The organism is Streptomyces sp. NRRL S-31, assembly GCF_000718775.1.
In the GTDB taxonomy this organism is placed as follows: Bacteria; Actinomycetota; Actinomycetes; order Streptomycetales; family Streptomycetaceae; genus Streptomyces.
In genome coordinates, this window is record NZ_JOCB01000030.1 from 11,762 (window position 1) to 31,218 (window position 19,457).

General features: G+C 72.0%; 14 protein-coding genes and 1 pseudogene. 9 read left to right on the forward strand and 6 right to left on the reverse strand.

Going from position 1 to position 19,457, the window contains the following annotated elements; translation table 11 throughout:
* Position 1: 1 nt before the first annotated feature.
* The 8 genes and pseudogenes from IF37_RS0114230 to IF37_RS0114265 form a co-directional block, all read left to right on the forward strand.
* Positions 2-931, forward strand: a complete 930-nt coding sequence (locus IF37_RS0114230; RefSeq protein WP_030741672.1) for a carbohydrate ABC transporter permease — start codon at positions 2-4, stop codon at positions 929-931.
* Positions 932-1,137: 206 nt separating this feature from the next.
* On the forward strand, positions 1,138-2,337 hold the full coding sequence (locus IF37_RS0114235) for an ROK family transcriptional regulator (RefSeq protein ID WP_030741674.1): 1,200 nt from the start codon (positions 1,138-1,140) through the stop codon (positions 2,335-2,337).
* A gap of 121 nt (positions 2,338-2,458) precedes the next feature.
* On the forward strand, positions 2,459-3,580 hold the full coding sequence (locus IF37_RS0114240) for a sugar ABC transporter substrate-binding protein (RefSeq protein WP_030741677.1): 1,122 nt from the start codon (positions 2,459-2,461) through the stop codon (positions 3,578-3,580).
* Between the two features lie 196 nt (positions 3,581-3,776).
* Entirely contained in the window at positions 3,777-4,568 is a 792-nt protein-coding gene (locus IF37_RS0114245; RefSeq protein WP_030741680.1) for an ATP-binding cassette domain-containing protein, read from the forward strand.
* Entirely contained in the window at positions 4,565-5,845 is a 1,281-nt protein-coding gene (locus tag IF37_RS0114250) for a sugar ABC transporter permease (RefSeq protein ID WP_030741683.1), read from the forward strand. The genes IF37_RS0114245 and IF37_RS0114250 overlap by 4 nt, the downstream gene beginning before the upstream one ends.
* A 196-nt stretch (positions 5,846-6,041) precedes the next feature.
* On the forward strand, positions 6,042-7,958 hold the full coding sequence (gene dxs / locus IF37_RS0114255) for a 1-deoxy-D-xylulose-5-phosphate synthase (protein ID WP_030741686.1): 1,917 nt from the start codon (positions 6,042-6,044) through the stop codon (positions 7,956-7,958).
* Positions 7,959-8,102: 144 nt separating this feature from the next.
* Complete coding sequence (locus tag IF37_RS0114260; RefSeq protein ID WP_030741688.1) at positions 8,103-9,626, forward strand: amino acid permease; 1,524 nt, start codon at positions 8,103-8,105, stop codon at positions 9,624-9,626.
* 92 nt (positions 9,627-9,718) lie between these two features.
* Positions 9,719-11,152, forward strand: a pseudogene (locus IF37_RS0114265) (ArnT family glycosyltransferase); the annotation flags it as partial.
* 40 nt (positions 11,153-11,192) lie between these two features.
* Here the strand turns inward: IF37_RS0114265 and IF37_RS45745 are convergent.
* On the reverse strand, positions 11,193-11,585 hold the full coding sequence (locus tag IF37_RS45745) for an NTP pyrophosphohydrolase (protein ID WP_079165729.1): 393 nt from the start codon (positions 11,583-11,585) through the stop codon (positions 11,193-11,195).
* Between the two features lie 77 nt (positions 11,586-11,662).
* On the opposite strand from IF37_RS45745, the gene IF37_RS0114270 reads away from it, so the two are divergent.
* The gene (locus IF37_RS0114270; protein ID WP_030741696.1) at positions 11,663-12,679 is read left to right on the forward strand and encodes a hypothetical protein; all 1,017 of its coding nucleotides are present in this window, start codon (positions 11,663-11,665) and stop codon (positions 12,677-12,679) included.
* A gap of 125 nt (positions 12,680-12,804) precedes the next feature.
* Here IF37_RS0114270 and IF37_RS0114275 read toward each other — a convergent pair whose 3' ends face one another.
* The 5 genes from IF37_RS0114275 to IF37_RS0114295 form a co-directional block, all read right to left on the reverse strand.
* Positions 12,805-14,934, reverse strand: a complete 2,130-nt coding sequence (locus IF37_RS0114275) for a 3-hydroxyacyl-CoA dehydrogenase NAD-binding domain-containing protein (protein WP_030741699.1) — start codon at positions 14,932-14,934, stop codon at positions 12,805-12,807.
* Positions 14,931-16,148 carry an acetyl-CoA C-acyltransferase gene (locus IF37_RS0114280; protein WP_030741702.1) on the reverse strand — a complete coding sequence of 406 codons (1,218 nt, stop codon included), beginning with the start codon at positions 16,146-16,148 and terminating at the stop codon, positions 14,931-14,933. Before IF37_RS0114280 ends, IF37_RS0114275 begins: the two co-directional genes overlap by 4 nt.
* A 258-nt stretch (positions 16,149-16,406) precedes the next feature.
* Positions 16,407-17,696 (reverse strand): ribonuclease D, encoded by a 1,290-nt coding sequence (locus IF37_RS0114285; protein WP_079165730.1) that lies wholly within the window; start codon positions 17,694-17,696, stop codon positions 16,407-16,409.
* A 146-nt stretch (positions 17,697-17,842) separates the two neighbouring features.
* Positions 17,843-18,502 (reverse strand): response regulator transcription factor, encoded by a 660-nt coding sequence (locus IF37_RS0114290; RefSeq protein WP_014675646.1) that lies wholly within the window; start codon positions 18,500-18,502, stop codon positions 17,843-17,845.
* Positions 18,503-18,761: 259 nt separating this feature from the next.
* Positions 18,762-19,439, reverse strand: coding sequence for a DUF3000 domain-containing protein (locus IF37_RS0114295; protein WP_079165731.1), 678 nt, complete (start codon positions 19,437-19,439; stop codon positions 18,762-18,764).
* Positions 19,440-19,457 lie beyond the last annotated feature (18 nt).

The following is a 19,457-nucleotide window of genomic DNA, read 5'->3' on the forward strand; positions in this document are numbered from 1 at the left end:
GATGAAGACGACCGAGACCCCCGTCCCGCAGCCGGCCGAGTCCGGCGCGACCGTCGCCGAGTTGGACGCGCACCCGGCCGCGCGCCGGCCCTCCGGGGGGAGGAAGGAGGGCGGCGTCCTCAACGTCTTCTCCCACGGCGTCCTCGTGATCTGGGCGATCATGGTGGTCATGCCGCTGGTGTGGGCGGTGATGACGTCGTTCAAGGACGACAGCTCCATCTTCGGCTCGCCCTGGTCCCTGCCGGACCGGCTGCACTTCGACAACTGGGCGCGGGCCTGGACCGACGCCAACATGAGCGACTACTTCCTGAACACCGTCCTGGTGGTCGGCGGCTCGCTCGTCGGCACCCTGGTGCTCGGCTCGATGGCGGCCTATGTGCTGGCCCGGTTCGACTTCCCGGGCAACCGCTTCATCTACTACCTGTTCGTCGGCGGCATGAGCTTCCCGATCATGCTCGCGCTGGTCCCGCTGTTCTACGTCGTGAACAACATGGGCATGCTCAACACGATCCACGGCCTGATCGTGGTCTACATCGCCTACTCGCTGCCGTTCACGGTCTTCTTCCTCACGGCGTTCTTCCGCACCCTGCCCGCCTCGGTGGCGGAGGCCGCCTTCGTGGACGGCGCTTCGCACACGCGTACGTTCTTCCAGATCATGCTGCCCATGGCCAAACCCGGCCTGATCAGCGTGGGCATCTTCAACTTCCTCGGCCAGTGGAACCAGTACATGCTGCCCACGGTGCTGAACACCGACCCGGACAAGAAGGTCCTCACCCAGGGCCTGGTCCAGCTCGCGGTGAGCCAGGGGTACAAGGGCGACTGGTCCGGCCTGTTCGCGGGGCTGGTCATGGCGATGCTGCCGGTGCTCGCGGCGTACATCGTCTTCCAGCGCCAGGTGGTGCAGGGACTGACCGCGGGGGCGCTGAAGTAACCGCGGCCGCCGGTGGGGGCGACGCCCCGTGACCCGGTGCGCGCACACCGCTGCCGGGATGTCGGGGCGGTGTGCGTTCCTGTGCCGGGGTACCCGGAAACGGTTCAACCTCTTGACGGAAAGCGCCCCGAACGGCTCAGCTTAGAGTTCACTAGTTGGACATACACGGGGCCTCGCTGAAGCGGCCCCGCGCTCAGGAGGTCGTCGTGGAGACTCCAGGGTCGCAGTCGTCACTGCACCGGGCCAACCTGGAGCGGGTCGTCCGGGCCGTACGCCTGGCCGGGTCCCTCACGCAGGCGGAGATCGCGCGGACGACCGGACTGTCCGCCGCCACCGTCTCCAACATCGTGCGGGAGCTGAAGGACGGGGGGACCGTCGAGGTCACCCCCACATCGGCGGGCGGGCGGCGGGCCCGCAGCGTCAGCCTGAGCGGGGACGCCGGGATCGTCATCGGGGTCGACTTCGGCCACACCCACCTGCGGGTCGCGGTCGGGAACCTCGCCCACCAGGTGCTGGCCGAGGAGGCCGAGCCGCTGGACGTCGACGCCTCCGCCGCCCAGGGCTTCGACCGGGCCGAACAGCTGGTCGAGCGCCTGATCGCGGCGACCGGCGTGGACCGGACCAAGGTGGCCGGCGTGGGGCTCGGCGTGCCGGGCCCGATCGACGTCGAGTCCGGGACCCTCGGGTCCACCGCGATCCTGCCCGGCTGGGGCGGCACCAGGCCCGCCGAGGAGCTGCGCGAGCGGCTCGGGGTTCCCGTGCACGTGGACAACGATGCCAACCTCGGCGCCCTCGGCGAGCTGGTCTGGGGCAGCGGCAAGGGCGTGCGGGACCTGGCGTACATCAAGGTGGCGAGCGGTGTGGGCGCCGGCCTGGTGATCGACGGCACGATCTACCGCGGGCCCGGCGGCACGGCGGGCGAGATCGGCCACATCACCCTCGACGAGTCCGGGCCGGTCTGCCGCTGCGGCAACCGCGGCTGCCTGGAGACCTTCGCGGCGGCGCGCTACGTGCTCCCGCTGCTCCAGCCCAGCCACGGCCCGGACCTGACGATGGAGGGCGTCGTACGGCTGGCCCGGGAGGGCGATCCGGGCTGTCGCCGGGTGATCGCCGACGTCGGCCGCCACATCGGCAGCGGAGTGGCCAATCTCTGCAATCTGCTGAACCCGAGCCGGGTGGTCCTGGGCGGCGATCTCGCCGAGGCCGGTGAGCTGGTGCTCGGGCCGATCCGGGAGTCCGTCGGCCGCTACGCCATCCCCAGCGCCGCGCGTCAACTGTCCGTTCTCCCCGGAGCACTTGGGGGCCGCGCCGAGGTGCTCGGGGCGCTCGCCCTCGCCCTCAGCGAGATGGGCGATTCGACCCTTTTGGAGGGTGCGCTGCCCGCGACGGCCCCCGCCTTCACTTAGAAAACGGATGGCACCGTTGCCATCTCGTTAAGGATTTACTTCTTGACGTCGTACGCGTGGCCGAGTTGACTTCCAGCCACCTCGGCCGCAACGACGCGGCCTCGTCAGGGAGGTTTCCAGAGTGAACACGCGCATGCGTCGTGCCGCCTTTGCTTTCTGTGCCACTGCCATGACCGTCTCGCTCGCCGCGTGCGGCAGCGCGAAGGAGTCCGGCGGCAACGGCGACAGCGGGAAGACGACGACCCACAAGGGTGACGACATCACCGTCGGTCTGCTCCTGCCGGAGAACCAGACCGCCCGCTACGAGAAGTTCGACAAGCCGATCATCCAGAAGCAGATCGCGCAGCTGACGAACGGCAAGGGCAAGGTCGAGTACCTCAACGCCAAGCAGGACGCGACCCTCCAGTCGCAGCAGATCGACACGATGATCACCAAGAAGGTCGACGTGCTGATCCTGGACGCGGTCGACTACAAGGCGGTCGCCCAGGGCGTCAAGAAGGCCAAGGACGCCGGCATCCCGGTCGTCGCCTACGACCGCCTGGCCGAGGGCCCCATCTCCGCCTACACCTCGTTCGACAACGTCGAGGTCGGCAAGACGCAGGGTGAGGCCCTGCTGAAGGCCCTGGGCGACAAGGCCAAGTCCGGCAAGATCGTCATGATGAACGGCTCCGTGACCGACCCGAACGCCGCGCAGTTCAAGAAGGGCGCGCACGACGTCCTCGACGGCAAGGTGAACATCGGCAAGGAGTACGACACCAAGGAGTGGAAGCCGGAGAACGCCAACGCCAACATGGAGGGCGCCATCTCCGCCCTCGGCAAGGACAAGATCGTCGGCGTCTACTCCGCCAACGACGGCATGGCGGGCGGCGTCATCACCGCGCTCAAGGGCGCGGGCCTCAAGACCCTTCCCCCGGTCACCGGCCAGGACGCCGAGCTCGCGGGCGTGCAGCGCATCGTGACGGGCGAGCAGTACATGAGCGTCTTCAAGTCGTACCCGCAGGAGGCCGAGACCGTCGCCAAGATGGCCGTCTCGATCGCCAAGGACGGCAAGGTCGACAGCTCCCTCGACGCCAGCACCGTCGACAGCGGCACCGAGAAGGGCATCCCGGCCGTCATCGTCCCGGTCGTCTCGCTGACGAAGGACAACATCCAGGACACGGTCGTCAAGCAGGGTTACTACACGATCGACGACATCTGCGCGGGCAAGTACAAGGCCGCCTGCGCCAAGATCGGCCTGAAGTAACACCCCCCGGGGGCCGTATCGTCCGCCCCCACCGGCCCGCACGGAGTCACGCGCGCACTGTCCGCGCGATCCGTGCCGGCACGTCCGGCGCCCCGCCGCCGACAGCCCCGCAGCACAACGGCGGGGCGCCGGACGGAACGCCCCTCACTCTTCATGTTCAACCTCCCGCCGGGGTCAGGCTCGGGCGGCGAAGGAGATGGTTCACGTGTCCGCTACGCCCGTGCTGGCGTTGCGCGGGGTCTCCAAGCGATTCGGTGCCGTCCAGGCGCTCACCGACGTAGAGCTTGAGGTCCACGCCGGAGAGGTGGTTGCCCTCGTCGGCGACAACGGCGCCGGCAAGTCCACCCTTGTCAAGACGATCGCGGGCGTGCACCCCATCGATGACGGTGTCATCGAGTGGGAAGGCCGGCCCGTCACGGTCAACCGGCCGCACGACGCCCAGAGCCTGGGCATCGCGACGGTCTACCAGGACCTCGCCCTGTGCGACAACATCGACGTCGTCGGCAACCTGTTCCTCGGCCGCGAGATCAAGCGCCGCGGTGTCCTGGACGAGGTCGAGATGGAGCGCCGCTCGCGCGAACTGCTCCAGACGCTGTCCATCCGCATCCCCAGCGTGCGCATCCCGATCGCTTCGCTCTCCGGCGGTCAGCGCCAGGTCGTGGCCATCGCCCGCTCCATGCTCGGCGAGCCCAAGCTGGTCATCCTCGACGAGCCGACCGCCGCCCTCGGCGTCGAGCAGACCGCCCAGGTCCTCGACCTCGTCGAGCGGCTGCGCGAGCGCGGCCTCGCGGTCATCCTCATCAGCCACAACATGGCCGATGTGAAGGCCGTCGCGGACAAGGTCGCCGTACTGCGGCTCGGCCGCAACAACGGCGTGTTCGAGGTCAAGACCACCTCTCAGGAAGAGATCATCTCCGCCATCACCGGCGCCACGGACAACGCCGTGACCCGTCGTGCGGCGCGCACCACCGCGGAGGCTCAGCAGTGAGCATCGACAAGTCCCAGACGGCGCCCGTCGAAGCGCCCGCCGTCGCGGCCGACGCCGCCCCCGCCGTCGACCCCCGCCTCCTCGTGCGCGAACAGGGTTTCGCGGGCTACGTCACCGAGTTCAAGCGCAAGATGCGCGCCGGCGACCTCGGCGCCCTGCCGGTCGTGGTCGGCCTGATCGCCATCTGCGCGATCTTCCAGAGCCTGAACTCGGCCTTCCTCGGCGCGGAGAACCTCAACAACATCTTCGTCGCCATGGTGGCCACCGGCATGATGTCGGTCGGCATCATCTTCGTGCTGCTGCTCGGCGAGATCGACCTCTCCGTCGGCTCCGTCTCCGGTGTCTCCTCGGCGATCACCGCCGTGATGAGCGTCACGCACGGAGTCAACGAGTGGCTCGCCGTCCTCGCCGCCCTCGCGGCCGGCGCGGTCATCGGCGCCCTGCACGGCTTCTTCTTCGCCCGGATCGGCGCGCCCGCGTTCGCGGTGACCCTGGCCGGCCTGCTGTTCTGGAACGGCTTCATGCTCCAGATCCTGGGCTCGAACGGCACCATCAACCTCGACGGCGACGGCGTGGTCGGCAAGCTCACCACGTACTACTTCTCGGACGTGGCCGCCGCCTACCTGCTGGCCCTCGTCGCGGTCGCCGGGTACTTCCTCTCGGCCTTCCTCGGCAACCGCCGCCGCGCCGCCGCGGGCATCCCGTCCCGCCCGCTCGGCGACATCGTGCTGCGCACCGTGCTGCTCGCGGTCCCCGCGTTCGCCGTCGCGATCATGTTCAACCAGTACAAGGGCCTGCCGCTCGCGGTGCTGCTCTTCGCGATCGTCCTGGTCGGCAGCGACTTCGTGCTGCGCCGCACCGCCTACGGCCGCAAGGTCTTCGCGCTCGGCGGCAGCGTGGAGGCGTCCCGCCGCGCCGGCATCAACGTCACCATGGTGCGCGTCTCGGTCTTCGCCATCGCGGGCCTCTTCGCCTCGGTCGGCGGTCTGTTCTGGGCCTCCAAGATCGCTGCCGCCAACCAGAGCGCCGGCTCCGGCGACCTGCTGATGAACGTCATCGCCGCGGCCGTCATCGGCGGCACCAGCCTCTTCGGCGGCCGGGGCCGCACCTGGAACGCGCTGCTCGGTGTCCTGGTGATCACGTCGATCCAGTACGGCCTCGCCCTCCAGGGCATCGCCACCCCGATCCAGTACATGATCACCGGCGGTGTGCTCCTCGCCACGGTCGTCATCGACTCGATCACCCGCAAGACCCAGAAGTCGGCCGGCCGCGCCTGAGCGCGTCCGACGCGTCCCGCCCTTGCCCGGCACCGTCCCACGGTGCCGGGCAGCGGCGTGTCCGAGGGGCGCCCGCACGGGTACAGCCGTTCGCGTGAGGCAAGTCCCACCGCCCGGCCGTCGGGCGCGCGGACGGAACATTAGACTCGTCCAAGCCCGGCAACAGCTCGATCAGCTCTACTGCAAGGAGGCACGGGTGCCGCTGCTGACCCGCATCAGGGGACCGCGCGATCTGGACCGGCTCAGCCTGGAGCAGCTGGACCAGCTGGCGGAGGAGATCCGGACCTTCCTCGTCCAGGAGGTCTCCAAGACCGGCGGGCACCTGGGCCCCAACCTCGGTGTGGTGGAACTGACCATCGCCCTGCACCGGGTCTTCGAGTCCCCGAAGGACAAGGTCCTGTGGGACACGGGCCACCAGTCCTACGTGCACAAGCTCCTCACCGGCCGTCAGGACTTCTCCCGGCTGAAGATGAAGGGCGGCCTGTCCGGCTACCCGGCCCAGGGCGAGTCCGCGCACGACGTCATCGAGAACAGCCACGCCTCGACCGTGCTCGGCTGGGCCGACGGCATCGCCAAGGCCAACCAGCTGCGCGAGCGGGACAGCCACGTCGTCGCCGTGATCGGTGACGGGGCGCTGACCGGCGGCATGGCCTGGGAGGCGCTGAACAACATCGCCGAGGCCAAGGACCGCCCGCTCGTCATCGTCGTCAACGACAACGAGCGCTCCTACGCCCCGACCATCGGCGGCCTCGCCAACCACCTGGCGACCCTGCGCACGACCGACGGCTACGAGCGCTTCCTCGCCCGGACCAAGGACATCCTCGACCGCACCCCGGTGGTCGGCAAGCCGCTCTACGAGACCCTGCACGGCGCCAAGAAGGGGCTGAAGGACTTCATCGCCCCGCAGGGCATGTTCGAGGACCTGGGCCTGAAGTACGTCGGCCCGATCGACGGCCACGACATCGAGGCGCTGGAGTCGGCGCTGACCCGCGCCAAGCGGTTCGGCGGCCCGGTCATCGTGCACTGCCTCACCGAGAAGGGCCGCGGCTACCAGCCCGCCCTCCAGGACGAGGCCGACCGCTTCCACGCCGTCGGCAAGATCCACCCGGACACCGGCCTGCCGATCGCCTCCTCCGGCGCCGACTGGACCTCGGTCTTCGGCGAGGAGATGGTCCGGCTCGGCGAGGAGCGCGACGACATCGTCGCCATCACCGCCGCCATGCTCCAGCCGGTCGGCCTGGACAAGTTCGCCAAGCGCTTCCCCGAACGGGTGTACGACGTCGGGATCGCCGAGCAGCACGGCGCCGTCTCCGCCGCGGGCCTGGCGTACGGCGGGCTGCACCCGGTGTTCGCCGTGTACGCCACCTTCCTCAACCGCGCCTTCGACCAGGTCCTGATGGACGTGGCCCTGCACAAGTGCGGGGTGACCTTCGTCCTGGACCGGGCCGGCGTCACCGGCACCGACGGCGCCTCCCACAACGGCATGTGGGACATGTCGATCCTCCAGGTCGTGCCCGGGCTGCGGCTCGCCGCGCCGCGCGACGCCGACCAGGTGCGGGCCCAGCTGCGCGAGGCCGTCGCCGTCGAGGACGCGCCGACCGTGGTGCGCTTCTCCAAGGGCGCCGTCGGCCCCGCCGTACCCGCCGTGGGCCGGGTCGGCGGCATGGACGTCCTGCGCGAGCCCGGCACCGACAGCCCGGACGTGCTGCTGGTCTCCGTGGGGGCCCTCGCCCCGATGTGCCTGGAGATCGCCGGGCTGCTGGACAAGCAGGGCATCTCCACCACCGTGGTCGACCCGCGCTGGGTCAAGCCCGTCGACGAGGCGCTGGCCCCGCTGGCCGAGCGGCACCGGGTCGTCGTCACCGTCGAGGACAACAGCCGGGTCGGCGGGGTCGGCTCCGCGATCGCGCAGGCCCTGCGCGACGCGGGCGTGGACGTGCCGCTGCGCGACTTCGGCATCCCGCCGCGCTTCCTCGACCACGCCTCGCGCGCCGAGGTGCTCACCGAGATCGGGCTCACCGCGCCCGACATCGCCCGCCAGGTCACCGGTCTGGTCTCCAGGCTCGACGGCACGGCCGGCCCCGTGGACTCCGTGGAGCCCGCGCGCGACTGACCCGGACCCGAGCGCCCCGACGGGCCGGTCCCGCCCCTCCCCGGTGGCGGAACCGGCCCGTTTGCGTGAACCTGCCTGTGCCGGGGAATCCGCTCCCCGGCCCTCTCGATCATGTCGAGGACGACAAGCGTGGGAGGTGGGCACGTGAGCAACGCGCTCTTCAGGACGAAGAACGTCGAGCAGTCCATCCAGGACACCGAGGAGCCCGAGCACGCGCTCAAGAAGTCCCTGACCGCCCTGGACCTGACCGTCTTCGGCGTCGGGGTCATCATCGGCACCGGCATCTTCGTCCTCACCGGCACGGCGGCCAAGAACACCGCGGGCCCCGCCGTCTCGCTGTCGTTCGTCGTGGCCGGTGTCGTCTGCGCGCTCGCCGCCCTCTGCTACGCCGAGTTCGCCTCCACGGTCCCCGTGGCGGGCTCCGCCTACACCTTCTCCTACGCCTCGCTCGGCGAACTCCCCGCCTGGACCATCGGCTGGGACCTCGTCCTGGAACTGGCGCTGGGCACGGCGGTGGTCGCCGTCGGCTGGTCGGGGTACATCCACTCGCTGCTCGACAACGCGGGCTGGCACCTGCCCGCGGTGCTCAGCGGCCGGGACGGCGCCACCGGCTTCGGCTTCGACATCCTCGCCGCGGCCCTCGTCGTGGGGCTCACCGCCATCCTCGTCGTCGGCATGAAGCTGTCCGCGCGGGTCACCTCCGTGGTCGTCGCGGTCAAGGTGATCGTGGTCCTCGTCGTCATCGTCGCGGGTGCCTTCTTCGTCCGCGGCGCCAACTACGACCCGTTCATCCCGAAGGCGCAGTCCGCCGCGGCCGGCGGCAACCTCAAGGCGCCGCTGATCCAGCTGATGTTCGGGTGGGCACCGCAGAACTTCGGCGTCATGGGCATCTTCACCGCCGCCTCCGTGGTCTTCTTCGCCTTCATCGGCTTCGACGTCGTCGCCACCGCCGCCGAGGAGACCCGCAACCCGCAGCGCGACGTCCCGCGCGGCATCCTGGGCTCCCTCGTCATCTGCACGGCCCTGTACGTCGCCGTGTCGATCGTCGTGACCGGTATGCAGAAGTACAGCTCGCTGTCGGTCGAGGCGCCCCTCGCCGACGCCTTCAAGAGCACCGGGCACCCCTGGTACGCGGGCCTGATCAGCTTCGGCGCCGCCATCGGACTGACCACGGTGTGCATGATCCTGCTGCTGGGCCAGTCCCGGGTCTTCTTCGCCATGAGCCGCGACGGGCTGCTGCCCCGCTTCTTCTCGCACACCCACCCGCGGTTCCGCACCCCCTATCGGTCGACCATCCTGCTCGGCGGGATCATCGCGATCGTCGCGGGCTTCACCAGCCTCAGCGAACTCGCCGAGCTGGTGAACATCGGCACCCTCTTCGCCTTCATCGTGGTCGCGATCAGCGTGATCATCCTCCGCCGCACCCGCCCCGACCTGCACCGGGCCTTCCGCACACCGCTGGTCCCGCTGGTGCCGGTGCTGTCCGTGCTCGCCTCGCTGTGGCTGATGCTGAACCTGCCCGCGGAGACCTGGCTGCGGTTCGCGATCTGGATGGTGATCGGCTTCGTCGTCTACTTCCTGTACGGCCGTTCGCACAGCCGTCTCGGGCAGCGGGAGCGCGGCGCGGCCGGCGGCATCCCGCAGCCGCCGGCCGGGCGCCCCCGCTGACCCGCCGGCACCCCCGTCCCGGCGCCCCCCGGCAACACTCCCGGCCCCCGACGTCCCGCCACCGGGCCCGCGGCTGCGGATAGCGTGCTGCCATGCTCGCCGCCCCACTCGCCCCCGCACGGACCGAGGTCACCCGGACGGCGTACTGGACCCGGCTCGGGCCCCTGCTGGCGGCCCTGGCCTGCGCCACCCGCATCCCCTCCTTCGCCCGCCCGCTGTGGAACCCGGACGAGGGCTACCTCGCCGTACAGGCCCGGCTGCTCGCCCAGGGCGGCCAGCTGTACGAGACGGTGGTGGACCGCAAACCGCCGCTGCTGCCCTGGCTGTACGAGGCCGCGTTCGCGCTCTGCGGCTCCGGCTCCCTCACCCCGCTGAGGGTGCTCGCCGTCCTCGCCCAGCTGCTCACCGCCGCCCTGCTGGCCTCCCTGGCCCGCCGCCGCTGGGGCGACCGGGCCGGCCGCACCGCCGGGGTGCTGTACCTGCTGGTGTCGGTCGGGCTCAACCCCGAGGACGCGCAGGCCGCCACCTTCGAGGTGTTCATACTGCCCGGCACGGCCGCCGCCCTGTGGTGCGCGGACCGCGGCCGGTGGGGCACGGCCGGGGCCGCCGTCGCCGCCGCGTTCCTGACCAAGCAGACCGGCGGCGCGGTGCTGCTGCCGGTGCTCTGGCTGCTGCACCGGCGGGGCGCCACGCGCACCGGGGCGCCCCGGCTCGCGGCCGGGTTCGCCGTACCCGTGCTCGGCGCGGCCCTGGCCACGAACCCGTCCGGCTTCCTGTTCTGGACGGTGACCGGCTCCGCCTCGTACGCCTCCCTCACCGGCTCCGGACCGCACGCCCTCGGCCGCGCGCTGGCCAACACCGCGATCCTGGCGGCGGCTTCGGCGGGGCTGCTCCCCCCGGTCGTACGGGCCCTGCGCGTCGCCCGCGCCGAAACCGCCGACCTCTGGGTGTGGCTGGCCTCCTCGGCCCTCGCCGTGATCGTCGGCTGCCACTTCTTCGGCCACTACTTCCTGCAACTCACCCCGCCGCTCGCCCTGCTGGCCACCGCGGCGCTGCACGTCCTGCCGGCCCGGCGGCGCCCGGCCGCCGTCCTCACCTCCGCCTGCGCCTGCGCCGTCTTCGTCGGCTGGGGCCTGCTCGCCCCGCGCTCCGAACTGGCGCACGCCCAGCGGCTGGCGGCGGCCCTCACCGAGCGCACGGCACCGGCCGACCGGGTCCTGGTGTGGGGCATACACCCGGAGACGTACTGGCTGGCCGGCCGCACCCCCGCCACCCGCTACCTCACCGCGGGCCTGCTCACCAACTACAGCGGCGGCCGGGACGGCCCCCGGGTCGGCGAGGAGTACGCCGTCGCCGGTGCCTGGCCGGTCTTCCGGCGGGAGATGACCGCGCACGCCCCCGCCCTGGTCGTCGACGACTCCCGGGGCGAGCCCTACGCCCCCGACCGCGTCCCCACCCTGCGCCGCCTGCTCGCGGCGGACTACACGGAGGTGGGCCGGGTGGACGGCGCGGTGCTGTACGCCCGGGTGCCGGGAACCCAGGCCGCGTCCGCGTGGCGGGCGCCGGTCAGCCCAGGACCGCGCGCGGCCCGGTCACCTCCGCGCCCAGCTCCGTCACCCGGCGCCGCAGTTCACGGTCGGCGGTCACCACCAGGCGGGCGCGGCCGGCGCTCGCGGCGGTCAGTTCCACGATCCGGTCGTCCCCGCTGCCCGGCGCCGACTCCACCCGCACGCCCGGTACCGACGCCACGCCCCGGGCCGCGCCCTCCACCACGAGCACGATCTCCACCGGCCCCGGGCGCCCGGGCAGGCCCTCGCCCGCCAGCCGGTCCCGCAGCCGCTCGGCCGCCCCCCGGCGGTCCCGCCACCAGCCGTCGGGCCGCGAGCCGACGACGTTCGCGCCGTCCACGATGACGAGCGGCGCGGCGGGGGAGGGCGATGCGTCCAGGGGGCCGGTCATACGGCAAGCCTGCCACGGCCGGGGCAGGGGCCGGGGGCCGGGCCCGGAGGCGGTGCCGGGCGGCTTACAGTGAACCGGTGAACGGCGACTGGCTCCTTCGCGGCCGAGACGGCCGGCTCAGTGTCTACCAGCTGTCGGGCGAAGCCGTCCTGTGCCGGGCGGAGCGCGGCCATGGCGGCCCCTGGTCCGCTCCCCGCAGGGTGGGCGGCGAACAGCGGCTGCACTCCGTCCTGGCCGTCGGCCAGGGCGCCGACGACTACGCCCACCTGGTCTCCTGGCGGCCCACCGTCAAGGGCGAGGCCGGGCTGGTGCACTCCACGCACTTCCGCCCGCATCTGGCGGCCCTGGACTGGCACCCGATCGGCCACCCGAACCGGAAGGGCGACCGCACCGGCACCCCCGCGGTCGCGGTCGACGCGCAGGGCCGCGCCCACGTGTTCGTCCCGAACCAGGGCGGCGGGGTGAGCATGCTCGGGCAGAAGGAGAAGGGCGGCTGGGGCCCCTGGCGGGACCTGAAGGGCCGTGAGGTGCGCGACGGACTGGCCGCGGTCACCGCGGAGTCCGGCACGGTGGAGCTGTACGCGGCCGTCCCCCAGGGCCTGCTGTACTGGCGTCAGGAGTCGCCGGGCGCCGTGCCCGTGCTCCAGGAGGCGCTTCAGGCCCCGGTCCGCCCGGGCACCCTGCGTGCCCTGGCCACCTCCCCGGAGAACACGACCGTCTTCTACACCGACACCTCCGGCGGCCTGTGCGCGTGGCGCCCCGGCGGCAAGCCGGCCACGCTGCTGCCCGCGGCGGGCCCCGGCCCGGTCGCGGCGGTCCGCTGCGACCTGGACGGCTACGACTGCACCCTGCTGCTCCAGCGCTCGGAGGACCGCCGGGTCGCCTTCGCCGCGTACCCGACCGAGGAGGAGTCGGCGGGGGCCTGGTGGACCGAGTCGGGTCCCGAACTGCCGCTGGACGCGCTGGTGTCGCTGACGACGGACGAGACCGGCCGGGTGGTGGCGGCGACGCTGTCCCCGTCGCTCGGACAGCTCCTGCTGACCCGGCGCAAGGACGAGCCGGGCCTGGCGCTGGAGGCGTGGCGGCAGGTCTGACGGCGAACCGCCGACCGGCCGGCCGCACGACCACCTGGCGGAGCACCCCGTGACGCGGGGCCACAACGCCGGTGCCCGGCACACCCGAGGGGTGTGCCGGGCACCGTGGGACCGTGCGCGGAGCCTTACGCCGGGACGCTCGCCACGCCCGGGGCCAGGAACCTCTTGCCGTTCACGCGCTCCGAGACGCCCTCGCGGTCCAGGTACGGCGTGATGCCGCCCAGGTGGAAGGGCCAGCCGGCGCCGGTGATCAGGCACAGGTCGATGTCCTGGGCCTCGGCGACGACGCCCTCGTCGAGCATCAGCCCGATCTCCTGCGCCACCGCGTCCAGCACCCGGGCCCGCACCTGCTCCTCGGTCAGCACCGTGTCGCCCTGCTTGAGCAGCGCGGCGACCTCCGGGTCCAGCTCCGGCTTGCCGCTGTCGTAGACGTAGAAGCCGCGCTTGCCCGCCTCCACGACCGCCTTGAGGTTCGGGGAGACCGTGAACCGGTCCGGGAATGCGCCGTGCAGCGTCTCGGAGACGTGCAGACCGATCGCCGGGCCGACCAGCTCCAGCAGGACCAGCGGGGACATCGGCAGGCCGAGCGGCTCGACGGCCTTCTCGGCGACCTCGACCGGGGTGCCCTCGTCGATGACGTTCTGGATCTCGCCCATGAAGCGGGTCAGGATGCGGTTCACGACGAACGCCGGGGCGTCCTTCACCAGCACCGCGGTCTTCTTCAGCTTCCTGGCGACGGCGAACGCGGTCGCCAGGGACGCGTCGTCCGTCCGCTCGCCGCGGACGATCTCCAGCAGCGGCAGGATCGCGACCGGGTTGAAGAAGTGGAAGCCGACGACCCGCTCGGGGTGCTTCAGCTTCGACGCCATCTCGGACACGGACAGCGAGGAGGTGTTGGTGGCGAGGATCGCATGCGCCGGGGCGACCGCCTCGACCTCCGCGAACACCTGCTGCTTGACCCCGATCTCCTCGAACACGGCCTCGATCACGAAGTCGGCGTCCGCGAAGCCCTCGGCCTTGTCCAGCACACCGGTGACCAGCGCCTTGAGGCGGTTGGCCTTGTCCTGGTTGACCCGGCCCTTGGCGAGCAGCTTGTCGATCTCGGCGTGGACGTAGCCCACACCCTTGTCGACGCGCTCCTGGTCGATGTCGGTCAGCACGACCGGCACCTCAAGGCGGCGCAGGAAGAGCAGGGCGAGCTGCGAGGCCATCAGACCCGCGCCGACCACGCCCACCTTGGTGACGGGACGCGCCAGGTTCTTGTCCGGGGCGCCGGCGGGACGCTTGCCGCGCTTCTGCACGAGGTTGAACGCGTAGATGCCGGACCGCAGTTCGCCGCCCATGATGAGGTCGGCGAGGGCCTGGTCCTCCGCGTCGAACCCCTGCTGGAGGTCCTCGTCGCGGGCGGCGGCGATGATGTCCAAGGCGCGGTACGCGGCCGGGGCCGCGCCGTGCACCTTGCCGTCGGCGATGAACCGGCCCCGGGCGACGGCCTGGTCCCAGGCCTCACCGCGGTCGATCACCGGGCGCTCGACCTTGACGTCGCCCTGGAGGACCCGCGCGGTCCAGATCAGCGACTGCTCCAGGAAGTCGGCGCCCTCGAAGAGCGCGTCGGCGATTCCCAGCTCGAAGACCTGCGCGCCCTTGAGTTGCTTGTTCTGGTTCAACGAGTTCTCGATGATGACCGAGACGGCCTTGTCGGCGCCGATCAGGTTCGGCAGCAGCGTGCAGCCGCCCCAGCCGGGGACCAGGCCGAGGAAGACCTCGGGCAGCGAGAACGCGGGGATCGCCTTGGAGACGGTCCGGTAGGAGCAGTGCAGGCCGACCTCGACGCCGCCGCCCATCGCCGCGCCGTTGTAGTAGGCGAAGGTCGGGACCGCGAGGCCGGAGAGGCGCTTGAAGACCTCGTGGCCGCCCTTGCCGATGGCGAGCGCGTGCTCGTGCTCCTTCAGCAGCTCGACGCCCTTGAGGTCGGCGCCGACCGCGAAGATGAACGGCTTGCCGGTGATGCCGACACCGACGATCCCGCCGTCGGCCGCCTCCTTCTCGACCTGGTCGATGGCGGTGTTCAGGTTCGCCAGCGAGGCCGGGCCGAAGGTGGTCGGCTTGGTGTGGTCCAGGCCGTTGTCCAGCGTGATCAGCGCGAACCGGCCGGCGCCGAACGGCAGCTCGAAGTGGCGTACGTGCGCGCTGGTGACGACCTCGTCGGGGAACAGGTCCGAGGCCTGCTGCAAAAGCTCGGCGGTGGTGCTCACTTGTCCCCCTCGAAGTGCGGGTTCTCCCAGATGACCGTCGCGCCCATGCCGAAGCCGACGCACATGGTGGTCAGGCCGTAGCGGACGTCCGGCTGCTCCTCGAACTGGCGGGCCAGCTGCGTCATCAGGCGGACGCCGGAGGAGGCCAGCGGGTGACCGAAGGCGATGGCGCCGCCGTACTGGTTGACGCGCTCGTCGTCGTCGGCGATGCCGTAGTGGTCGAGGAAGGCCAGGACCTGCACGGCGAAGGCCTCGTTGATCTCGAACAGGCCGATGTCGGAGATGGACAGGCCCGCCTTGGCGAGGGCCTTCTCCGTGGCCGGGATCGGGCCGTAGCCCATGACCTCCGGCTCGACGCCCGCGAAGGCGTACGACACCAGGCGCATCTTGACCGGCAGGCCGTTCTCGCGGGCGAAGTCCTCGCTGGCGATGATGGACGCGGTGGCGCCGTCGTTCAGACCGGCCGCGTTGCCCGCGGTGACCCGGCCGTGCACGCGGAACGGCGTCTTGAGACCGGCCAGGTTCTCCAGGGTGGTGCCCGGGCGCATCGGCTCGTCGGCCGTGACCAGGCCCCAGCCCGTCTCGCCGGCCTCGGGGGTGGTGCGGCGCACCGAGATCGGCACCAGGTCCTGCTGGATCTTGCCGTTGGCGTACGCCTTGGCGGCCTTCTCCTGCGAGCGCACCGCGTACTCGTCGGCGCGCAGCTTGGTGATCTGCGGGTAGCGGTCGTGCAGGTTCTCCGCCGTCATGCCCATGAAGAGGGCCGACTCGTCGACGAGCTTCTCGCTCACGAACCGCGGGTTCGGGTCCACGCCCTCGCCCATCGGGTGGCGGCCCATGTGCTCCACGCCGCCGGCGATGACGGCGTCGTAGGCGCCGAACGCGATCGATCCCGCGGTGGTCGTCACGGCGGTCAGCGCGCCGGCGCACATGCGGTCGATGGAGTAGCCGGGGACGGACGTCGGCAGGCCCGCGAGGATGCCCGCGGTACGGCCGAGGGTCAGGCCCTGGTCACCGATCTGCGTGGTCGCGGCGATGGCGACCTCGTCGATCTTCTGGGGGTCCAGGCCGGGGTTGCGGCGCAGCAGCTCCCGGATCGCCTTCACGACGAGGTCGTCGGCACGGGTCTCGTGGTAGATGCCCTTCGGGCCCGCCTTGCCGAACGGGGTGCGGACGCCGTCGACGAAGACGACGTCCCTGACGGTACGAGGCACGATGGCTCTCCTCCAGGGTGCGGGATGGCACTGCTGCGTTGCGCTGAGCGCGCGCTCAGAACCCATGCTACTTATGAGTAACGTAGCTGCACAGTCCCGGAGGCGGGAGCGGCGAAGGTCACACGAGATCACCACTCCCGGAGAGGGCGCGCTCGACCCCGCCCACGGGGCGGCTTCCGCGTTCCGCCACCCCGTGCCTCCCCCGGCGTCCCCGGGATCTTGGCGCGATCTCGACGTCCCCGCCCGGCCCCGCGGACGTTACGGCGCCTTCGCCGACAGCGCCTCCACCAGGACCGGCGTCACCAGGGCCGCCTGCCACGGACGCGCGCCGTACCCGGCCAGCGCTGCACCCACGGTCCGCTCGTCGGCGGGCGTCGGCGGCTCCCAGCAGATCCGCCGCACCGTGTCCGGGGAGATCACGTTCTCCTGCGGCATGCCGAGCCGCTCGGCCAGCGCCGTCACCCCCGCGCGGGCGGCGGACAGCCGGGCCGCGGCGGCCGGGTCCTTGTCGGCCCACGCGCGCGGCGGCGGCGGTCCGGTGACCGGCTGCCCCGGCTGCGGCAGCGCGCTGTCGGCGAGGCCCTTGGCCCGGTCGACGGCGGCCTGCCACTGCTCCAGCTGCCGCCGTCCCATCCGGTGCCCGAACCCGTTCAGCGCGGCGAGGGCGTGCACATTGCCCGGCAGGGCGAGGGCGGCCTCCACGATCGCCGCGTCGCCGAGCACCTTGCCCGGCGACACGTCCCGGCGCTGCGCGATCCGGTCCCGCGTCTCCCACAGCTCCCGTACCACGGCGAGCTGCCGGCGCCGGCGCACCTTGTGCATCCCGGACGTGCGCCGCCAGGGGTCCTTGCGCGGCTCGGCCGGCGGCGCGCCGGCGATGGCGTCGAACTCCTGGAGCGCCCACTCCAGCTTGCCCTGCCGGTCCAGCTCCTTCTCCAGGGCGTCCCGCAGGTCGACGAGCAGCTCGACGTCGAGCGCGGCGTACCGCAGCCACGGCTCGGGCAGCGGCCGGGTCGACCAGTCGACGGCGGAGTGGCCCTTCTCCAGGACGTAGCCGAGGACGCCCTCGACCATGGCGCCGAGGCCGACCCGGGGGAAACCGGCGAGCCGGCCGGCCAGTTCGGTGTCGAACAGGCGGGTCGGGACCATGCCTATCTCCCGCAGGCAGGGCAGGTCCTGGGTGGCCGCGTGCAGCACCCACTCGACGTCGGACAGGGCCGCGCCGAGGCCGGAGAGGTCGGGGCAGGCCACGGGGTCGATCAGCGCGGTCCCGGCGCCCTCGCGGCGCAGCTGGACCAGGTAGGCGCGCTGGCCGTAGCGGTAGCCGGAGGCGCGCTCGGCGTCCACGGCGACGGGGCCGGAGCCGGCGGCGAAGGCGGCGGTCACCCGGGCGAGGGCCGCCTCGTCGGTGACCACGGGCGGGATGCCCTCGCGGGGTTCGAGCAACGGAGTCGGCGCCCCCGTCACAGAAGATCCGGCGTCGTCCGGAGGAGTGCCTCCGGTGATGCGCAGGGAGCTGTCTGCTGCGGTGTCTTGGGCGTCGGTCACCTGTCAAGGGTATCCGTGTGCGGACCGCGCCCGTCGACGGAACGTTCCGTCGACGGGCGCGGGAGGGACGTAAACCAGTCAGCTCGGGGTTCGGCCTGGTTCACCCCGCGAACACCGGATTGCGCCGAAGGGGGCATCCGGTGGGCTCAGTGGATGATCCCGGTGCGCAGGGCGACGGCCACCATGCCGGCCCGGTCGCCCGTGCCCAGCTTGCGGGCGATACGGGCGAGGTGGCTCTTCACGGTGAGGGCGGACAGGCCCATGGACACGCCGATCGCCTTGTTCGACTGGCCCTCCGCGACCAGCCGCAGCACCTCGACCTCGCGTCCGGACAGCTCCCGGTAGCCGCCCGGGTGGCTCGGGGCGCCCGGGGGACGCCGGTGCATGCGGGCGGCGGCGCCGAGGGGGGCGGCGCCGGGCCGGGCGGGGAGCCCGATGTTGGTGCGGGTGCCGGTGACGACGTAGCCCTTGACCCCGCCGGCCAGCGCGTTGCGGACCGCGCCGATGTCGTCGGCGGCGGACAGCGCGAGCCCGTTGGGCCAGCCCGCGGCCCGGGTCTCGGACAGCAGGGTGAGGCCGGAGCCGTCGGGGAGGTGGACGTCGGCGACGCAGATGTCGCGCGGGTTGCCGATGCGGGGACGAGCCTCCGCGATGGACGAGGCCTCGATGACATCGCGCACGCCGAGCGCCCACAGGTGGCGGGTGACGGTGGAGCGGACGCGGGGGTCGGCCACGACCACCATGGCGGTCGGCTTGTTCGGGCGGTAGGCGACCAGGCTTGCGGGTTGCTCGAGGAGAACGGACACCAGGCCTCCTGGGTGGGGGACGGGGCCGGCTTGTGGGGAGGAAGCCGGGACGAACCGTGCTTTCAAGGTCACAGTCGTCTTCGGCAGCAAACTCGTCCGCCTTTAGGGAATGATCACGATCTAGTGAGTAACAATCTGTGCAATTCGGACACGCGATCGATCATGCGAAGATCGAGTCGGTTCGAGCCGGTGCGATTCGAGTGCGGAAAGTGGCCGTATCGACAAAGAGATGGTCAACACGGCGTTTCGCGGCGACCGCTCAACGGGACTGCGGGCCCCGGCGCTGCGGCAGGGTCACCACCGACGCGTCCCCCGGACCGGCCGGCGGCAGGCCCGCCACCTGCGCCAGCAGATCGCACCACGAGACCAGGTGCGCGGCGGTGTCCGGCACCCCGCCGAGACCCTCGCGCGGCGTCCACGACGCCCGGATCTCGATCTGCGAGGCGGCGGGCCGCTCCGCGAGCCCGCCGAAGTAGTGCGAGGCCGCCCGCGTGATCGTGCCGCTCGGCTCCCCGTACGCCAGCCCGCGCGCCTGGAGCGCCCCGGTCAGCCACGACCAGCACACCTCCGGCAGCAGCGGATCGGCCGCCATCTCCGGCTCCAGCTCCGCGCGCACCAGCGTCACGAGCCGGAACGTACCCCGCCACGCCTCGTGCCCGGCCGGGTCGTGCAGCAGCACCAGCCGCCCGTCGGCCAGCTCCTGCTCGCCGTCGACCACCACCGCCTCCAGCGCGTACGCGTACGGGGCGAGCCGCTGTGGCGCCGGCGTCGGCTCCACCTCGACCTGCGGCCGCAGCCGGCTGCCGCGCAGGGCCTCCACCGCGGCCCGGAAGGCCGGGGGTCCCGGAGTACCGGAACGCCGGTCCGCCTCCTCGCTGTTCTGCACGTCGCCCGTTCCATCAGCGCTGTCCGACATTCGTCCGTGAGCCGCAGCCATGCGGGGAAGGGTAAGGGG

Bases quoted from the DNA above. Each gene is read 5' to 3' on its own strand.
- IF37_RS0114230 (WP_030741672.1), top strand. From the start codon at position 2: ATGAAGACGACCGAGACCCCCGTCCCGCAGCCGGCCGAGTCCGGCGCG.
- IF37_RS0114245 (WP_030741680.1), top strand. From the start codon at position 3,777: ATGGTTCACGTGTCCGCTACGCCCGTGCTGGCGTTGCGCGGGGTCTCC.
- IF37_RS45745 (WP_079165729.1), bottom strand. From the start codon at position 11,585: ATGACCGGCCCCCTGGACGCATCGCCCTCCCCCGCCGCGCCGCTCGTC.
- IF37_RS0114295 (WP_079165731.1), bottom strand. From the start codon at position 19,439: ATGGCTGCGGCTCACGGACGAATGTCGGACAGCGCTGATGGAACGGGC.